General features: G+C 62.7%; 16 protein-coding genes and 1 pseudogene. 15 read left to right on the top strand and 2 right to left on the bottom strand.

Translation table 11 applies throughout. The features are described 5' to 3' along the window. From D3872_RS08230 to D3872_RS08205, 6 genes and pseudogenes are all read left to right on the top strand, one after another. Positions 1-182 (top strand): sulfurtransferase TusA family protein (locus D3872_RS08230; RefSeq protein ID WP_147373838.1); only part of this gene is annotated, 182 nt, incomplete at its 5' end. Between the two features lie 204 nt (positions 183-386). Beyond that, positions 387-2,093, top strand: a complete 1,707-nt coding sequence (locus D3872_RS08225) for a hypothetical protein (protein WP_119810320.1) — start codon at positions 387-389, stop codon at positions 2,091-2,093. Positions 2,094-2,238: 145 nt separating this feature from the next. Then, positions 2,239-2,988: an electron transfer flavoprotein subunit beta/FixA family protein gene (locus tag D3872_RS08220; RefSeq protein WP_119810319.1), complete on the top strand. Its 750-nt coding sequence runs from the start codon at positions 2,239-2,241 to the stop codon at positions 2,986-2,988. Positions 2,989-3,029: 41 nt separating this feature from the next. Further along, positions 3,030-3,960: pseudogene (locus D3872_RS08215) on the top strand (electron transfer flavoprotein subunit alpha/FixB family protein). A 136-nt stretch (positions 3,961-4,096) separates the two neighbouring features. Then, on the top strand, positions 4,097-5,887 hold the full coding sequence (locus tag D3872_RS08210; protein WP_119810318.1) for an acyl-CoA dehydrogenase: 1,791 nt from the start codon (positions 4,097-4,099) through the stop codon (positions 5,885-5,887). Between the two features lie 252 nt (positions 5,888-6,139). Continuing rightward, positions 6,140-8,086, top strand: a complete 1,947-nt coding sequence (locus D3872_RS08205) for a hypothetical protein (RefSeq protein WP_147373837.1) — start codon at positions 6,140-6,142, stop codon at positions 8,084-8,086. Between the two features lie 112 nt (positions 8,087-8,198). Here D3872_RS08205 and D3872_RS08200 read toward each other — a convergent pair whose 3' ends face one another. Beyond that, on the bottom strand, positions 8,199-8,615 hold the full coding sequence (locus tag D3872_RS08200; protein WP_119810316.1) for an NINE protein: 417 nt from the start codon (positions 8,613-8,615) through the stop codon (positions 8,199-8,201). Positions 8,616-8,877: 262 nt separating this feature from the next. On the opposite strand from D3872_RS08200, the gene rpsP reads away from it, so the two are divergent. The 9 genes from rpsP to D3872_RS08150 all read left to right on the top strand — a co-directional run bounded on the left by rpsP (position 8,878) and on the right by D3872_RS08150 (position 16,006). Continuing rightward, a complete protein-coding gene (rpsP, locus tag D3872_RS08195; RefSeq protein WP_119810315.1) occupies positions 8,878-9,123 on the top strand; it encodes a 30S ribosomal protein S16 in 246 nt (81 codons plus the stop codon). A 37-nt stretch (positions 9,124-9,160) separates the two neighbouring features. After that, complete coding sequence (gene rimM, locus D3872_RS08190; RefSeq protein WP_182915729.1) at positions 9,161-9,691, top strand: ribosome maturation factor RimM; 531 nt, start codon at positions 9,161-9,163, stop codon at positions 9,689-9,691. 23 nt (positions 9,692-9,714) lie between these two features. Then, the gene (gene trmD / locus D3872_RS08185) at positions 9,715-10,506 is read left to right on the top strand and encodes a tRNA (guanosine(37)-N1)-methyltransferase TrmD (RefSeq protein ID WP_119810313.1); all 792 of its coding nucleotides are present in this window, start codon (positions 9,715-9,717) and stop codon (positions 10,504-10,506) included. 97 nt (positions 10,507-10,603) lie between these two features. Next, positions 10,604-10,987 carry a 50S ribosomal protein L19 gene (gene rplS / locus D3872_RS08180; protein ID WP_119810312.1) on the top strand — a complete coding sequence of 128 codons (384 nt, stop codon included), beginning with the start codon at positions 10,604-10,606 and terminating at the stop codon, positions 10,985-10,987. Between the two features lie 455 nt (positions 10,988-11,442). Next, entirely contained in the window at positions 11,443-12,810 is a 1,368-nt protein-coding gene (gene ltrA / locus D3872_RS08170) for a group II intron reverse transcriptase/maturase (RefSeq protein ID WP_119810311.1), read from the top strand. Positions 12,811-12,912: 102 nt separating this feature from the next. Further along, positions 12,913-13,584 (top strand): CoA pyrophosphatase, encoded by a 672-nt coding sequence (locus D3872_RS08165; protein WP_119810310.1) that lies wholly within the window; start codon positions 12,913-12,915, stop codon positions 13,582-13,584. Between the two features lie 84 nt (positions 13,585-13,668). Further along, positions 13,669-14,628, top strand: coding sequence for a CobD/CbiB family protein (locus D3872_RS08160; RefSeq protein ID WP_119810309.1), 960 nt, complete (start codon positions 13,669-13,671; stop codon positions 14,626-14,628). A 147-nt stretch (positions 14,629-14,775) separates the two neighbouring features. After that, positions 14,776-15,117 carry a DUF3579 domain-containing protein gene (locus D3872_RS08155; RefSeq protein ID WP_119810308.1) on the top strand — a complete coding sequence of 114 codons (342 nt, stop codon included), beginning with the start codon at positions 14,776-14,778 and terminating at the stop codon, positions 15,115-15,117. A gap of 106 nt (positions 15,118-15,223) precedes the next feature. Then, positions 15,224-16,006, top strand: a complete 783-nt coding sequence (locus tag D3872_RS08150; protein ID WP_119810307.1) for an SDR family oxidoreductase — start codon at positions 15,224-15,226, stop codon at positions 16,004-16,006. A gap of 276 nt (positions 16,007-16,282) precedes the next feature. Here D3872_RS08150 and D3872_RS25625 read toward each other — a convergent pair. Next, the coding region (locus tag D3872_RS25625; protein WP_182915728.1) for a hypothetical protein at positions 16,283-16,877 on the bottom strand (595 nt) is incomplete at its 5' end.

Below are 16,877 nucleotides of genomic sequence, written 5' to 3'. Positions count from 1 at the left end.
TGCCTATCCTGAAGGCAAAGAAGGCACTCGCCGAGATGGCGACGGGTGAAGTGCTGCGTATCATTGCGACCGATTCGGGCTCGGTGCGCGATTTCCAGGCCTTTGCCAAGCAAACCGGCAACGCCCTCGTATCGCACACCCAGAATGGCCACGAATTCGTATTTTTGATGCGCCGCAAGTAATCCATCCGTGGTGCGGACGCCCGTCCGCACCATCCCAGCGTCTTCCCCCTACCCGTCCTGCATGGCGGCGCTCCTGCCCGCCACATGTCTGCACGCCTGCCGCAAGCCAAAAAGAACATCTTTCTTTATTGTTAAGGAATCCTGTGCCAAGATTGCGGATTCTGGCCGCCGGTCCTGGCCATCTTGTCAAACACGGGTTCCTTCATGCGCTCCAAGCTTCGCCCCCACTTCGTGCCGCGCTTCGGCATGGTACTGGTTTCCCTTTCCGTGATGGGCGCCTGCACCATGCTGCCCCTGACGATGGACACAAAGGCGACCGCGCCGGCGCTGGATGGATACGGCGACACGACCTTCGTGCCTTCGCAGGCCAACGGACCGGCGCGCCGCCTGTTCGAACAGGGCATGTCGCAAGCCTACGCCTTCAACCGTCCGGAAGCGATCCGCGCCTTCAAGGCTGCGCTGGCGCAGGATCCTGGCTGCGGCATGTGCGCATGGGGCGTGGGCATGATGATGGGACCGAACATCAACAACAGTGGCCGGGGCGACCTGACCGAAGCGATCAAGTACGCCGACTACGCGGTGCGGCACAGCGCCGGGGCCTCGGCGCGCGACCGCGACCTGATCTCCGCGCTGGCGCTGCGCTACGGGCACAAATCGGCGCGCGCGATCGCCTTGCCGTACGCCGCCATCTGCTCGCCGGGTGATGGCCCAAAGGCCGACCCGCTCGACATCGCCTACGCTGCCCACATGCGCGAAATCGCTGCGCGTTATCCGCTTGATCCCGACGTGCTGAGCTTCTATGCCGAGGCCGAGCTGGTCGCCACCAGGGGCGGCTGGTGGGACGAGGAAACCGGCAAGCCCAATGGCCGCGTCGGCGAAGTGGCCGACATGGTGGAGGCGGCGCTGGCGAAGCAACCGAACCACGTGGGCCTGAACCACTACATGATCCACTCCGTGGACGCGGTGCCGGTGGCTTCGCGCGCGGTTGCGGCCGCCGACCGCCTGGGCGCGCTGGCGCCGAAGTCGGCCCACCTGCTGCACATGCCCTCGCATACCTACGCCAACGTCGGCCGCTACGCCGATGCCACCCGCGTCAACCAGCAGGCGGTGGCGGCCGACGAGGCCTTCTTCGCCGAGCTGAAAAAGCAGGGCTTCACGGTCAGCATGGACTGGCGCGACCACAACACGCATTTCCAGTGGTACGGCGCGCTGATGGAAGGGCGCAGCGCCCTGGCGCTGGAATCGGCGCGCGCCACCGCCGCCCTTGCCGAGGGCGACAACGTGTGGGCGGACTACATGCGCAGCGTGCCGGTGCTGACCATGCTTCACTTGCAGCGCTGGGACGAGCTGCTGAAGGAGCCGCTGCCGGCCGGCGGCAAGGACATGGCTGCCATGTTGCACGAGATGGGACGCGGCATCGCGCTGGCGCGCACCGGCAAGCTGGATGAGGCACGTGGCGCCCTTGCGGCGGTGAAGCCGAAAACAGCTGCGATCTCCGCGCGCCATGCCAGCGAAGGCCGCTTCGACCGCATGATGCGTGGCATTGCGGTCAGTGCGGAAGCGCAGCTGGCGGCCGAAATCGCCTTCGCGGAACAACGCACCGGCGACGCGTTGAAGCTACAGGCGCAGGCGGCCGAAGCCGCCGCCGCGGCCGACCGCACCGAGCCGCCGATGCTGGCCAGCGGCCCGCGCCTGCGGCTGGGCGGCATGCAGCTGCGTGCGAAGCGTTACGTCGACGCGGAGCAAACCTTCCGCGCCAGCCTCGCCGTGCATCCGTCGAGCGGCTGGGCGTTGCAGGGGCTGGAGAAGGCGCTCGCGGGCCAGGGCAAGCAGGCCGAAGCAAAATCGGCCCGTGACAAGCTGGCAGGCACTTGGGCGTTGGCCGAAGCGGACGCGCGCGAGGCGCTGTAAGGGAGAAGGCGTGGTTTTAGTCGACATCCTCTAGCCAAAAATCGCACGATCGTGCTTTAATTCAGACCTGAAGAGCTTTTTCTCATATAATCTAGGCCACTTTAGTCACAAGACACCCAATTTCTATTTTCCCAAAGGCAGACCTATGAAAGTCCTGGTACCCGTCAAACGCGTGGTCGACTACAACGTCAAAGTGCGTGTGAAATCCGACGGCAGCGGCGTCGATATCGCCAATGTCAAAATGTCGATGAACCCTTTCGACGAGATCGCGCTTGAAGAAGCGATGCGCCTCAAGGAAGCGGGCAAGGTAGCGGAAGTGGTGGCGGTATCGTGCGGCGTGGCCCAGTGCCAGGAAACCCTGCGTACCGGCATGGCGATCGGCGCCGACCGCGGCATCCTGGTCGAGACCAGCGCCGAACTGGAACCGCTGGCCGTGGCCAAGCTGCTCAAGGCGCTGGCCGACAAGGAACAGCCGCAGCTGATCATCCTCGGCAAGCAGGCGATCGACGACGACTCGAACCAGACCGGCCAGATGCTGGCAGCCCTGCTGGGCTGGCCACAGGCGACCTTCGCATCGAAAGTCGTGCTGGAAGACGGCAAGGTCACCGTGACCCGCGAAGTGGACGGCGGCCTGGAAACGCTGGCGCTGACCCTCCCTGCGATCATCACCACCGACCTGCGCCTGAACGAGCCGCGCTACGTGACGCTGCCGAACATCATGAAGGCGAAGAAGAAGCCGCTCGACACCGTCAAGCCGGAAGACCTGGGCGTCGACGTCACCCCGCGCCTGAAGACGCTGAAGGTTTCCGAGCCGGCCAAGCGTTCGGCCGGCGTCAAGGTGCCTGACGTGGCGACCCTGGTGGCAAAGCTGCGCAACGAAGCCAAAGTTATCTGATCGCGGCCCTGCCGTCCTCACACAAAAAATTAGGAATCATCATGGTCGCATTAGTTATTGCTGAACACGACAACGCCTCCCTGAAGGGAAGCACCCACCACACCGTCACCGCTGCAGCGCAGTGCGGCGGCGACGTGCACATCCTGGTCGCCGGCAGCAACGCCGCCGCAGTCGCAGCGGAAGCCGCGCAGATCGCCGGCGTATCGAAAGTGCTGGTCGCCGACGCGCCGCACTTCGCCGACGGCCTGGCCGAAAACGTGGCGGAGCAGGTGCTGGCGCTGGCGTCGTCCTACTCGCACATCCTGGCCCCGGCTACCGCCTACGGCAAGAACATCCTGCGCGCGTAGCTGCAAAGCTGGACGTCGCGCAGATCTCCGAAATCACCAAGGTCGATGCGCCGGATACTTTCGAGCGCCCGATCTACGCGGTAACGCGATCGCCATCGTGCAATCGAGCGACAAGGTCAAGGTCATCACCGTCCGCACCACCGGCTTCGATTCGGCTGCCTCCACCGGCGGTTCGGCTGCGACTGAAACCGTGACCCCGGTCGGCGATTCGGGCAAATCGAGCTTCGTCGGCCGCGAACTGGCCAAGTCGGACCGTCCTGAACTGACCGCTGCAAAAGTCATCGTCTCCGGCGGCCGCGGCATGGGATCGGGCGACAACTTCAAGCTGCTCGAGCCGCTGGCCGACCGCCTCGGCGCGGCCATGGGCGCATCGCGCGCGGCAGTCGATGCGGGCTTCGTGCCGAACGACTGGCAGGTTGGCCAGACCGGCAAGATCGTCGCGCCTACGCTGTACATCGCGGTCGGCATCTCCGGCGCGATCCAGCACCTGGCCGGCATGAAGGACTCGAAGACCATCGTCGCGATCAACAAGGATCCCGAGGCGCCGATCTTCTCGGTAGCCGACTACGGCATCGTTGGCGACCTGTTCGAAGTGGTTCCCGCACTGGTCAAAGAACTCGGCTAATTCAGAAAAAAAGATCTACCCGGGTCCGTAGGGTGGAAAAGCGCAGCGCATTCCGCCATTCACACGTTGAATGGCGGACTGTGAATACGCTTTTCCACCCTACGTTCCCATTGAAAGCACATAAAAGGAGATACAGGTGAGTTACAACGCCCCCCTGAAAGACATGCTGTTCGTAATGAACGAACTGGCCGGCCTGCCGGTCATCAGCCAGCTGCCGGGTTGCGAGGATGCGACCCACGACACCGTCCAGGCCGTGCTCGAGGAAAGCGCGAAGTTCTGCGGCGGCGTCATCGCTCCGTTGAACCACCCGAGCGACAAGGAGCCGAGCTTCTGGCACGGCGGCCACGTAACCACCTCCAAGGGTTTCAAGGAAGCCTTCAAGGGCTTCGGCGAAGCCGGCTGGCAGGGCATCCAGCACCCGACCGAATTCGGAGGCCAGGGCCTGCCGAAACTGGTGGCCGCCCCATGCATCGAAATGCTGCACGCGGCCAGCCTGTCGTTCGCACTGTGCCCGCTGCTGACCGACGGCGCGATCGAAGCGCTGCTGACCGCGGGATCAAGCGAACAGAAAGCCACCTACCTCGAGCCGCTCATCACGGGCAAGTGGACCGGCACCATGAACCTGACCGAGCCGCAGGCGGGTTCCGACCTGGCAGCCGTGCGCACCCGCGCCGAGCCGCAGGGCGACGGTACCTACAAGGTGTTCGGCACCAAGATCTTTATCACCTACGGCGAACACGACATGGCCGAGAACATCATCCACCTGGTCCTGGCGCGCACGCCGGACGCGCCTCCGGGCGTGAAGGGGATCTCGCTGTTCATCGTCCCGAAATTTCTGGTCAACGCCGACGGTACGCTGGGCGCGCGCAACGACGCGCACTGCGTCTCGATCGAACACAAGCTGGGCATCAAGGCCAGTCCGACCGCGGTGCTGCAGTTCGGCGACCACGGCGGCGCGATCGGCACGCTGGTGGGCGAAGAGAACCGCGGCCTCGAATACATGTTCATCATGATGAACGCCGCGCGCTTCGCGGTCGGCATGCAGGGCATCGCCGTGGCCGATCGCGCGTACCAGCAGGCCGCGGCCTTCGCCAAGGACCGCGTGCAGTCGCGCGACCTGGCCGGCTCGCCGGGCCCGGTGGCCATCATCAACCACCCTGACGTGCGCCGCATGCTGATGTCGATGCGTTCGCAGGTCGAGGCGGCGCGTGCGCTGGCCTATGTGGGCGCCGGCGTCGGCGACATGGCGCACTCGCACCCCGACGCGGATGCGCGCGCAGCCAACCTGGCGCTGTACGAGTACCTGGTGCCGGTCATCAAGGGCTGGTCGACCGAAATGTCGGAGACTGTCACCCGCGACGGCGTACAGGTACATGGCGGCATGGGCTTCATCGAAGAAACCGGCGCGGCGCAGCACTACCGCGACGCGAAGATCCTGTCGATCTATGAAGGCACCACCGCGATCCAGGCGAACGACCTGGTCGGCCGCAAGACGGTGCGCGACGGCGGCGCCGTGGCGAAGAGCCTGGTCGCTCAGGTGCGCGCCACCGAAGCCGAACTGGCGGGCGTGGACAATGCGGACTTCGCGGCGATCCGCCGCGAGCTGGAACAGGGCAGCGCGGCGCTGGAGGCGGTGGTGGACTTCGTGGTCGCCAACATCAAGGGCGACATCAAGGCGGTGTTTTCGGGCAGCGTGCTGTACCTGCGCCTGGCCGGCATCGTGCTGGGCGGCTGGCAGATGGCGCGCGCGGCGCTGGTTGCGCAGCGCAAGCTGGATGCGGGCGAGGGCGATGCGCAGTTCTACAAGGCCAAGATCGCCACGGCGCGCTTCTTTGCCGACCATGTCCTGTCGCAGGCAGGTTCGCTGCGCACGGCGATTGTGGATGGCAGCGCGGGCGTGATGGCGCTGGATGTCGGGCAGTTCTAAGTAAAAAGGGCGCCGACGTTCGTTGGCGCCCCTTCCGTTCCTGGAGCGGCAGTATTTGACCGTTGCCGGTTTCCAAAGTCAAACTCTCATCCCAATGATCCGTAGCAATATTGGCTGTACATCCATTCGAGCACGCGAAGAATATTCGCGTTTATAATCGGCGGCGACCCCAGCGGTAGCTGGCTTTTGCCTGAACTGGATTGCGCCTTGCTTCGTTTCATTCCTACTATTAGCGCCAATGCAGCCCGCGTTGTGCCAGCTGTACTTCTTGCCGCGCTGCTCGCGGCCTGTGGCGGAGGAGGCGGCGGCGGCTCGGCGCCCATCGTCACCGCACCGGTGCCGGCGCCCGAGCCGGTTCCCACACCGGGGCCGACCTGCGCGGTACAAATGGTTGCCGATTCCACCATCGGCGCCGGCAAGGCCGCAGGCGCCAGCGTGCTGGCCTGCGCCAACCGCACCATGGGCGAGGTCAGCTGGTCGCAGGTGAGCGGCCCGGCCGTCACGCTGCTGTCTGCGCACAGCCCGACTGTCACTTTCGAGCCACAGGAAACCGGCGTGGTGCGCTTGCGCGCCGACGTGCGCCTGGCCGGCGGCACCGCCGAATCGCTGACCACCGAGGTCACCGTCACCGCGCGCCCGGCAACCAGTTTCGTGACCGTACGCGCCGATCATTCGGTACGCCCCGGTACCGACACCTCGCTGCGCGCGTGGCCGACCCTGGCCAGCGGCGAGACTGTGTCCAGCATCGTCTGGACCCAGCTGTCCGGCCCGACGGTCAAGGTGAACACCGACGACCAGCGGCTGCTGATGTTCAACGCGCCCGCCGTCGCCGCCGACACCGTGCTGAAGTTCCGCGCAACGATGACCACCAGCGCCGGTCGCCAGGACGCGGACGACGTGTTCGTCGCCATCGAACGCCAGGTGCCGGCCGAGGGTTCGCTGTTCGACATGACGGCGCGTGTCCATCCTTACGTGGCGGCGTCGCGCCATGCCGCCGTGCTGCGCGGCTGCACCTACGACATCGCACTGTACTACCTGGACAACGCCCGCAACAACTTCTGCAAGGCTCAAGTGCTCCCGCTGCTGCAGGAAGAGGCCGGCGCGGGCGCCGTGCCGACGGTGGAGCAGGTGATGGGCCGGGTGCTGGTGTCGCACGACTTCCTGGGCGCGAATTTCGAGCACTTCCTGCGCACCCAGGACCCGCACGGCGACTTCCGCCGCCTGCTGGCGGGTACCACCGCCATCGTGCTGGGGTCGCACGTGCGCCCGAGCTTCTACATGGCGGCCACCGGCGCCATCTACCTCGACGCCAACAACCTGTGGTTGAACGCGGAGCAGCGCGACGTGGTGACAGAAGTGCCGGACTACCGCCTCGCCTTCGACGATGCGCTGAACTACAGCACCTTCGGGCGCCAGGTGAAAAACAACGACTACGCGCGCCGCACCTTCCCGTCGACCGAAAGGATGACGCGTTCGGTGGACGAACTGGTGATGGTGCTGGGCCGCCTGCTGTACCACGAACTGGGGCACTCTTCCGACTTCTTCGGGCCATCGCAACGCGCGCTGAATCCGTCGCTGTCGATCTGGGCCAACGTGTCGCCCCGTATCGGCGCCGCGACGCTGTCGTCGGATGTGCTGGCCAACCAGTATCCACTGACCTCGGCCGAGATGTTCGGGCTGGGGCAGGTGCTGTTCCAGGGGACCACCCCCACCGAGGAGCAGAAGCGCTACACCGCGGCCGACGTGGGGCGCTTCTTCGGCTCGGACCGGGCGTCCGACGACTATGCGTATTCGGTCACCGGCGCCAACAATTCGCGCGAAGACCTGGCCATGCTGTTCGAGGAGTTCATGATGAGCTACCGCCACAACATCCAATACGACATCGGCTTCACCAACCTGTTTAGCGAGGGTATGCCGGCCAGCCAGGTGCTGGTGGCGTGGGGACAGCGCGGCAGGATAGCGGATCCCGCGGTCAAGCCGCGCATCAAGCTGGTGCTGCAGCGGATCGCGCCGTGGATCGACCCGTCGGCGGTGGATGCACTGCCGGCGCCGATCATGATGAGGCCAGGCGTCAGCTGGGATGGCAATCTTGTGCTGACTGCAGGATCGGCTACGTCGGGCCTGTCAGCGCGCCGGATGGTGAGCGAAGAGCAGCGCGCCGAGCGCCTGCGCGACGACTTCCGGAAGCCGCGCCACTAATCAGTCGTTGGGTGTTATCCGTAGGGTGTAGCAGGGGTTTCGAATCGCATTGCGATTCGCCTGCGGAACGGTATCCGCTTGCAAGCGGATGCTCCTTGGCGTTCCAAAGGGGTTATCCGTATGCGCCGCCTGTGTAGAGCAGGTCGAATACGCGGGCGATGGTGCCGATCAGGGTGACGGCGCCGAACATCATCGTGGCGACCAGCAGCACGGCCAGGATCCAGCTGGACGACGAGGTCTGTCCGGAGCCGGCGTTGAATTTTGCGTCGAACTTTTCGTCCGGCGTCAGGCCGATGACCAGCGCCTCGATGAAGCCGACGCAGTAGGAGGTGACGATCGGCAGCGCCTTGAAGAACCAGTCCGCTTCCGGCGCCAGCCCGTAGACCATGCCGGCGATCGGCACGCTGGTCAGGTGCAGCAGGCCGAGGCGGTCGAGGCTGCCGCGCAGGTAGAAGCGGTGGACGCCGAACCCGCCCAGCAGCATCGCGAGGAAGGTGGCGATGGTCTTGTTTTTGTGCGGCTTGTTCATCTCGTGCAATCTTGAAATCGGGAAAGGTGGAAGTATCGGTCATATTCGCGGCCCTTGCATTCACTTTTGGAATCTGCCGAGAGCTTGATCCGTCGTTGAATCCTTCCCGACCCACACAGCAGGTAGCGGCATCGACCAAAATCGAGGATAATGCTCAATTGGCCCGAACTGCGCGCCTGTTGTCATTAACGCTTGCTGCTGTGCGGCATTGCGCGCTATAATTGTCGGCTTTTTCCGCCCAGCACAACTTTTTGGAATTATTATGGTCGTTATTCGTTTAGCTCGTGGAGGCGCAAAAAAGCGCCCGTTCTTCAACATCGTTGCTACGGACTCGCGTAATCGCCGCGATGGCCGCTTCATCGAGCGCATCGGTTTCTACAACCCGATGGCATCGGGTCAGGAAGTTGGCCTGCGCATCACCGCAGACCGCCTGGCTTACTGGCAAGGCGTTGGCGCACAACTGTCGCCAACCGTAGCTCGCCTGGTCGCAAGCCAGCCAGCAGCCTAAGTTATATCCAGTTTTGAGCGGTCCAGCGGCATCCGGGGTGCAAATCCCCAACGACCTGACGCAAGTCGGGTACGTTTCAGGCGCCTTCGGCGTCACGGGTTCGATACGGGTCACACCGTTTTCGCCCGAAGCGGATGCCCTGCTGAACGTGAAAACCTGGTGGCTGGATAAACCCGGCCTGCGCTCCGTTTCGGTACGGACCGCGAAAATGCACGGCGGCGACGTCGTGGCCCAGTTGGTTGGAACCATCGGGCGGGATGCCGCGGAGGCGCTGAAGGGCGCCGCTGTCTCGGTATCGCGTGCCGAATTCCCCGAACTGCCGGCCGATGAATACTACTGGTCCGACCTGATCGGCCTTGACGTCGTGAACCTGCAGGGCGAAGCCCTCGGCACGGTGACCGACCTGATGCACAACGGCGCGCAATCGATCTTGCGCATCGCCCCGGTTGTTGAAGCCGGCAGCGACACCAAGGCGCCTGAGCGCCTGATCCCGTTTGTGGACCAGTTCGTCAAGACCGTCGAGTTGAAGTCCAGGAAAATTACTGTTGACTGGGGCCTGGATTATTAGGGCCTGGTCGAAGCGAGAGCCCGATGCAATTTGACGTCGTGAGCTTGTTTCCCGAGATGTTTGCCGCGTTGACGCAGTCGGGTGTGACCCGGCGCGGACACGAGCAGCAGCGCTGGGGCCTGACGCTCTGGAATCCGCGCGATTTCACCACCGACAGGCACCGCACCGTGGATGACCGCCCGTATGGCGGCGGCCCCGGCATGGTGATGCTGGCCAAACCCCTGGAAGCGGCAATCAAGGCGGCAAAGCAGCGGCAGGTCGAGCTTGGATTGCCGGCCCCGCGCGTGGTGTTCCTTTCGCCGCAAGGCAAGCGCCTGACCCATGAAAAGGTCATGCAGCTGAAGGACGAACCGGGACTGGTATTGCTGTGCGGCCGCTATGAAGGGGTCGACCAGCGCCTGCTGGACCGCTGCGTGGACGAGGAAATCAGCCTCGGCGATTTCGTGCTGTCGGGCGGCGAACTGCCGGCGATGGTGCTGATGGATGCCGTGGTGCGGCAATTGCCCGGCGTGCTGGGCGACGATGCTTCGGCGGTCGAGGACAGCTTTGTCAACGGCCTGCTCGATTCGCCGCATTACACCCGTCCGGAATCGTACGAGGGCATGGAAGTGCCGCCGGTGCTGATGGGCGGCAACCACGCAGAGATTACCAAATGGCGGCGCGAGCGCATGCTTGAAGTCACCCTGAACAAGCGGCCAGACTTGCTGGACCAGGCGCGTAGCGCCGGCCTGCTGAGCAAAGCCGATGAAAAGTTTTTGTCAGGTTTAAAAAAACCTGTCGTAGTACCTGACGCGGGCATGTCGCCTGTCGTCTAACCCCATCCTCTACTGGGCACACCGGAACAGAAGTGTCGAAAGACATTAGTGCCGTTCCGGCGAAAGCGCCAGCACGATGGTTATTGGAGTTATAAAAATGAACCTGATTCAACAACTTGAGCAAGAAGAAATTGCCCGCATCGGCAAGAATATTCCTGATTTCGCACCTGGCGATACCGTCATCGTCAATGTCAACGTAGTCGAAGGCACCCGCAAGCGCGCCCAGGCATACGAAGGCGTTGTGATCTCCCGTCGTAATCGTGGCCTGAACTCGAACTTCATCGTTCGCAAGATCTCGTCCGGCGAAGGCGTCGAGCGTACTTTCCAGCTGTACTCGCCGCTGATCGCGTCGATCGAAGTCAAGCGTCGTGGCGATGTACGCCGCGCCAAGCTGTACTACCTCCGTGAGCGTTCGGGCAAGTCGGCACGTATCAAAGAAAAACTGCCAAACCGTCGCGCATCCGCGGCTGCTGCCAAGTAATACTGAGCGGCTGTTCGTTAAGAAAGGCATCCTTCGCAGGATGCCTTTTTTTCATGTGCGCCCAGCATGGGCGCACTCCTGTGGGTGAAAGTCCCGCCGCGAGCTGACCACAGTGAGCGAAGTGAAGCGCAACTGCATGAGGGTAACTGAGTGTGGGAAGGAAGCGTGGAGCATAAATCATGAGCCGATGGACAAGAATCGCATAGAAGGCGTTACCGATCAGGGCGAGCGGGCATGAAACCGCGAAGCTCTTGTGGTCAAGGATCGGTGGCGTAAATGCGGCGGTTGTGTGATGAAGGAGTGCGGCCCTTACCTGGGGACGCCCCGCCTTGTGCCTGAAAGGGCGACGGTGAAAACCGGAGCGGGGTCTCAGCAGAGGTCATAGTAGTTGGTGGTAGCGCCGGGAAGGCTCGACTCCGCCGACGAAGGACTGAACGAGTAGGAGTGAATCCGATATGTCGATGCAGAAAGCACAGCGTCAGATGCTTGCTAACGCGGGGCGGGAAGCCGTAGGGCAAGGTGAAGCCATGCCCGATGCTTTCAGCGACGAAGCGTTCTGCCCGCGACATGCAACCGGAGACACGGGGTCAGTGCTGCTGCAAGCGGCGCTGACGACAGAGAACCTGCGGCGGGCGTTCAAGCGTGTGCGTGCCAACAAGGGAGCTGCTGGCGTGGATGGGCTGGATATCAACCAGACATCGCGTCATCTGGCAACCGCATGGCCGCATATACGAGAGCAACTGCTGGCAGGGACGTACCGGCCCAGTCCGGTGCGTCGGGTGACGATCTCGAAGCCCGACGGTGGCGAGCGCGAGCTTGGCATTCCGACGGTGACGGATCGCCTGATCCAGCAAGCACTGCTACAGGCGCTGCAACCGATACTTGATCCCACCTTTAGTGAGCATAGCTACGGCTTTCGTCCGGGCAGGCGTGCACAGGATGCGGTGTTAGCCGCTCAGTCGTACGTTCAGTCAGGGTGGAGAGTCGTGGTCGATGTCGACCTGTCGAAATTCTTTGACCGGGTCAACCATGACATCCTGATTGACCGCCTGCGGAAACGCATCGATGACGCTGGGATAATCCGGCTAACTCGTGCATATCTGAACAGCGGCATCATGGACAACGGCATGGTGCAGTCGCGCGATGAGGGAACGCCGCAAGGTGGGCCTCTCAGTCCGTTACTGGCCAACGTGATGCTCGACGAGGTGGACAAGGAACTGGAATGGCGCGGCCATCGCTTTGCGCGCTACGCCGACGATGCGAACGTGTATGTGCGCAGCGTGCGGGCGGGCCAGCGGGTGATGGCGCTACTGCGGCGCTGTTATGCCAAGTTGCACCTCATGGTCAACGAAAGCAAAAGCGCGGTGGCTAGCGTCTTTGGCCGCAAGTTCCTCGGTTACAGTCTGTGGGTGGCGCGTGGGGGTGAAGTCAAACGCAAGGTGGCTGAGAAGCCTCTGAAAACGTTTAAGCAACGCATCCGGGAGCTGACCTGCCGTTCTGGCGGGCGCAGCATGCCGGACGTAGTGACACGACTGCGTTCTTATATGCTGGGATGGAAGGGATACTTCCAGTTGGCGCAAACCCCTAACGTATGGCGCAAACTCGATGAATGGCTGCGTCACAGGCTGCGGGCTATCCAGCTAAAGCACTGGAAACGCGGAACCACCATGTATCGGGAACTGCTCAAATTGGGAGCTGCGCCGTCGGTGGCAAAGCGAGTGGCGGCCAACAGCCGTCGCTGGTGGCGCAATAGCGATAAACTGCTTAACAGCGTACTCACTATTGCGTACTTCGATCGACTGGGCGTACCCCGCCTGTCTTGACCTCAACTACTCGAATCGCCCGGTGCGGACCCGCATGCCGGGTGGTGTGGCAGGGGAGCAGCTATCATTAGCTGCCCCCTATGCCGATTTATAGTCTCTGAAATGTCTGCTGCCAAACCCTTGTTTGATCCTCAATCCCTACCGGTCGACGCCATTGCCGGCGAGTCCGCGCTTGGCCATGAACGCATGGTCGCCGAATGGCTGCGCCAACGCTTCGCCAATCCGCCCACCTGGGAACCGGAAGCATCCGAAATGGCCTGGCTGGCACGGCCGAAGATCACCGCCGCTTCGGTGCTGATCCCGCTGGTGCAGCGCCCCGAAGGCCTGAGCCTGCTGCTGACCCAGCGTACCGACCACCTCAGCTCGCATGCGGGCCAGATCAGCTTTCCCGGCGGCCGCGCGGAAGAGGGCGACGCATCGGCAATCGACACCGCCCTGCGCGAAACCGAGGAGGAAATCGGCCTCGGACGCAGCCACATCGACATCCTTGGCGCGCTGCCCGATTACGTCACCGGCAGCGGCTACCGCGTGACGCCGGTGGTGGGCCTGGTGACGCCGCCGTTCGAGCTGGCGCCCGATCCCAACGAGGTGGCCGACGTGTTCGAAGTGCCGCTGCCCTTCCTGATGGATGGCATGAACCACCAGCGCCTGTCGGTCGAACTGCCGGAGGGCGCGGGGCGGCGCCACTTCTACGCGATGGCGTATGGCCGCCACTTCATCTGGGGCGCCACTGCCGGCATGTTGCGCAATCTCTTCCATCTGCTGCGCGCTTAAGAAAGCAATAAGTTTGATTCCGGCACTGCTCTGCGCTATCGTAGCGGGCATTGTTGTATTGCTTCATCACAAAAAGGACGTTTGATGACATTTCTTTCCATTCTGTGCGCCCTGCTCATCGAGCAACTGAAGCCTTTACGCGCAGATAACATGATCTATGCGGAGATCAAGAGCTTCGCCATGCGCGTCGAGCGCTGGTTCAATGCGGGCGACGCCAGCCATGGCCGCCTGGGCTGGTTCCTGATGATGGCCGCGCTGATGGTGCCGACGGCGGTCATTTACTGGGCCCTGATGCGCTACGACCTGATCTTCGCCGCCTTTGCCTGGAACGTGCTGATCGTCTACCTGACGCTGGGCTTCCGTCACTACAGCCACTATTTCACCTCGATCCAGCTGGCCCTCAATTCGGGCGACGAAGCCACCGCGCGCACACTGCTGGCCGAATGGGCGCGCATCGACACGGTGGGCATGGATTCGTCGGAAATCGTCCGCATCGCCGTCGAAAAGGCGCTGGTGACCACCCACCGCAACGTGTTCGGCGTGTTCTTCTGGTTCCTGATGCCGCTCGGTCCCGCCGGCGCGGTGATGTACCGCGTGTCGGAATACCTGGCGCGCGCCTGGAACGAGCCCGAGCACATGCGCAACGAAGCCTTCGGACAGTTCGCCACCAAGGCCTTCTACTGGATCGACTGGGCGCCGGTGCGCCTGACCGCGATCGCGTTTGCCGTGGTCGGCAACTTCGAGGACGCGATCTACGCGTGGCGCAACTTCGCCCACCGCTGGGCCGATGAAGCGCTGGGCATTATCCTGTCGGCCGGCGGCGGCGCGATGGGTGTGCGCCTCGGCACGCCGAACGAGAACGCATCCAAGCCGCTGCCGCTGGACGCCACCACGGTGGACGTGCTGGACGCCGAGGACGAGATCCTGCCGGGCGAAGAGCCTGGCCTGCGCGCGCTACAAAGCACGGTGGGGCTGGTCTGGCGCGCCCTGTTATTATGGATGCTGCTGCTGTTGCTGGCCTCCAGCGCGGCCTGGCTGGGCTGACCCGGACGGATGGGGGGCTGCGCGCCCCTTTGGTGACGTAAATCTCGGCAGCCACTCTTCTATAAGATATAATACTGCCGTTCGGTTCCAGACCCGGCTGACGAGCGCCGGGGATCATCCACGCAGCACTCATGTCCAAGCATCCCTATGGCCGAGTTACCGCAAACCAGGAAAGAACTTGCTGACGAGTTCTTCATTCTCGGCCTGACCAGCGATGGCAGGCAGTTCCGTCCCAGCGACTGGGCGGAGCGGCTGTGCGGGGTCATGTCCTGCTTCCAGCCGGAAGGTTCCGGCGGCCGCCATGCCCACCTGAAGTATTCCCCCTACGTGCGTCCGACCATGCTGAACGGCGTCAAGTCCGTGGTGGTCAACAACGACCTCAAGAAACTCGACGCCCTGGCCTACCACTTTGTCGTCAATTTCGCCAAGGACAACGACCTGCAGGTAGTCGACGCCTGCTTCCTGCCGCTTCCCGGCGAAACCCGGTAGCAGCAGCCCCACAATTACAAACGAGGCATTGAAGCTTTGGCCAGTAGGGGCTATTATGTTGCCTTATTGCACTATTGCGTCACGTCCAAGGTAACCAGGAGTAAGCATGAACGGCAGCAGCAGGATTGGGGGCATTTCGTTTGCGGGCAAGGTGGTGCTGGTCACAGGCGCGGCCGGCGGCATCGGCAGGGCGGCCGCACTGGCCTTCGGCCGCGCGGGCGCCTGCGTCGTCGTTGCCGACACCTCGGTCGACGGCGGCCATGCGACTGCTGCGATGATCGTCGAGGCCGGCGGCAAGGCCCTGTTCGTGCAATGCAACGTCACGCGCGAAAACGAGGTGGAGGCGCTGATCGACAAGACGGTGTCCTACTACGGCAAGCTCGACTGCGCCTTCAACAACGCCGGCGTCGAGGACGAGCACCAGCCGCTGGCCGAGGCCGACGAAGCCCTGTACGACAAGATCATGGCGGTCAACGTCAAGGGCGCCTGGCTGTGCATGAAGTACGAGATCCGCCAGATGCTCAAGCAGGGCGGCGGCGCGATCGTCAACACCGCGTCGGTGGCGGGGCTGGCCGGTGCGCCGATGCGCGCGATCTACGCCGCCAGCAAGCACGCGGTGGTGGGCATGACCAAGACCGCGGCGCTGGAATACGGTCGCCAGGGCATCCGCATCAACAGCGTCTGCCCGGGGCTGGTGGATACGCCGATGCTGGCGCGTTCGTTCAAGCGCGAGCCGGGGCGCGAAGAGAGGATGCTCGAAACCAGCCCGATCGGCCGCATCGGGCAGGCCGCGGAAATCGCCGAGGCGGCGATGTGGCTGTGCTCGGAGCATGCATCGTTTGTCACCGGCCACCAGCTGGCTGTCGATGGAGGCCTGACGGCCATCTGACGACTTAAGGAAGCAGGGCGGATAAGGCGCAGCCGCATCCGCCTGCGTGCGTCCCCGCTCGCTCGGGCTACGCACGTTTCGTAGCCCAAGTCTATGCCAATGGCATCTCGACCCCACCTAATTCAACTCATGAATGGCTCAAACAGAATTGGCCGTCCCCGCCCTACCGTCCGGGGCAAGCGCCCTGAACAGCGTGGTTTGCTCAGCGTCTGTCACGCGACTTCCTGTAGCGTGACGGACGCGAACTCATCCTCTGCACATACGTCTTACTTCTATTCACGAGCCAGCGCGGTTCCGTTGCATCCGAAGTTGCTCTTTTAGCTGAGTAGCCTTGATGTCTCTCAGGCGCTTCTTTTGGAAGTAGGTGGAGAATGCCGGCGACTCGTCTGCCCGCTGAATCCAAATTTTGTGGAGTTCTAACACCGCCTCAAATTCTGGCTCAACTGGGGACAGCTTGCGAAGCATTTGAGCTGCCGATGCAAAGAAAGTGATGAACGGATGTTCGTGCAGTTTTTCTCCGCCCGCATTCAATTCAAATGCTTGTGTCAATGCCTCTTCTCCTTCATGAAAGAATTTCATTGCTTCAGCGTGATTCTTTTCAACAAGTCGAACACAATGACGCATGCAGATTGTCCCTAAACTAGTGTATGCAAATGCATGCCTTTCCAAGGAAAGTGCCTTTTGAGAATAAGAATATGCCTTAGGGAAATTTCCTTCTTGCCGATATTCCAGCAAGGCTCGTTGGTCCCAGTATCTAGAACTCCAGCCAAGTAAATCCTCATGATCTTCATAGAACTGAAGTGCCCGTCCTCGAATACTTGTGGCAACCTGTTCTTGATCCAGAACTTCGCGCAGGATTAGATGTTCAATC

The organism is Massilia cavernae (genome assembly GCF_003590855.1).
Lineage (GTDB): Bacteria > Pseudomonadota > Gammaproteobacteria > Burkholderiales > Burkholderiaceae_D > Telluria_A > Telluria_A cavernae.
The sequence above is the reverse complement of the archived record's forward strand: the minus strand, read 5'-3'. Positions and strand labels throughout refer to the sequence as shown.

Coding starts and splice junctions, on each gene's coding strand:
- D3872_RS08225 (WP_119810320.1), top strand. CDS start 387: ATGCGCTCCAAGCTTCGCCCCCACTTCGTGCCGCGCTTCGGCATGGTA.
- D3872_RS08220 (WP_119810319.1), top strand. CDS start 2,239: ATGAAAGTCCTGGTACCCGTCAAACGCGTGGTCGACTACAACGTCAAA.
- D3872_RS08200 (WP_119810316.1), bottom strand. CDS start 8,615: ATGAACAAGCCGCACAAAAACAAGACCATCGCCACCTTCCTCGCGATG.
- rpsP (WP_119810315.1), top strand. CDS start 8,878: ATGGTCGTTATTCGTTTAGCTCGTGGAGGCGCAAAAAAGCGCCCGTTC.
- trmD (WP_119810313.1), top strand. CDS start 9,715: ATGCAATTTGACGTCGTGAGCTTGTTTCCCGAGATGTTTGCCGCGTTG.
- rplS (WP_119810312.1), top strand. CDS start 10,604: ATGAACCTGATTCAACAACTTGAGCAAGAAGAAATTGCCCGCATCGGC.
- ltrA (WP_119810311.1), top strand. CDS start 11,443: ATGTCGATGCAGAAAGCACAGCGTCAGATGCTTGCTAACGCGGGGCGG.
- D3872_RS08165 (WP_119810310.1), top strand. CDS start 12,913: ATGTCTGCTGCCAAACCCTTGTTTGATCCTCAATCCCTACCGGTCGAC.
- D3872_RS08160 (WP_119810309.1), top strand. CDS start 13,669: ATGACATTTCTTTCCATTCTGTGCGCCCTGCTCATCGAGCAACTGAAG.
- D3872_RS08155 (WP_119810308.1), top strand. CDS start 14,776: ATGGCCGAGTTACCGCAAACCAGGAAAGAACTTGCTGACGAGTTCTTC.
- D3872_RS08150 (WP_119810307.1), top strand. CDS start 15,224: ATGAACGGCAGCAGCAGGATTGGGGGCATTTCGTTTGCGGGCAAGGTG.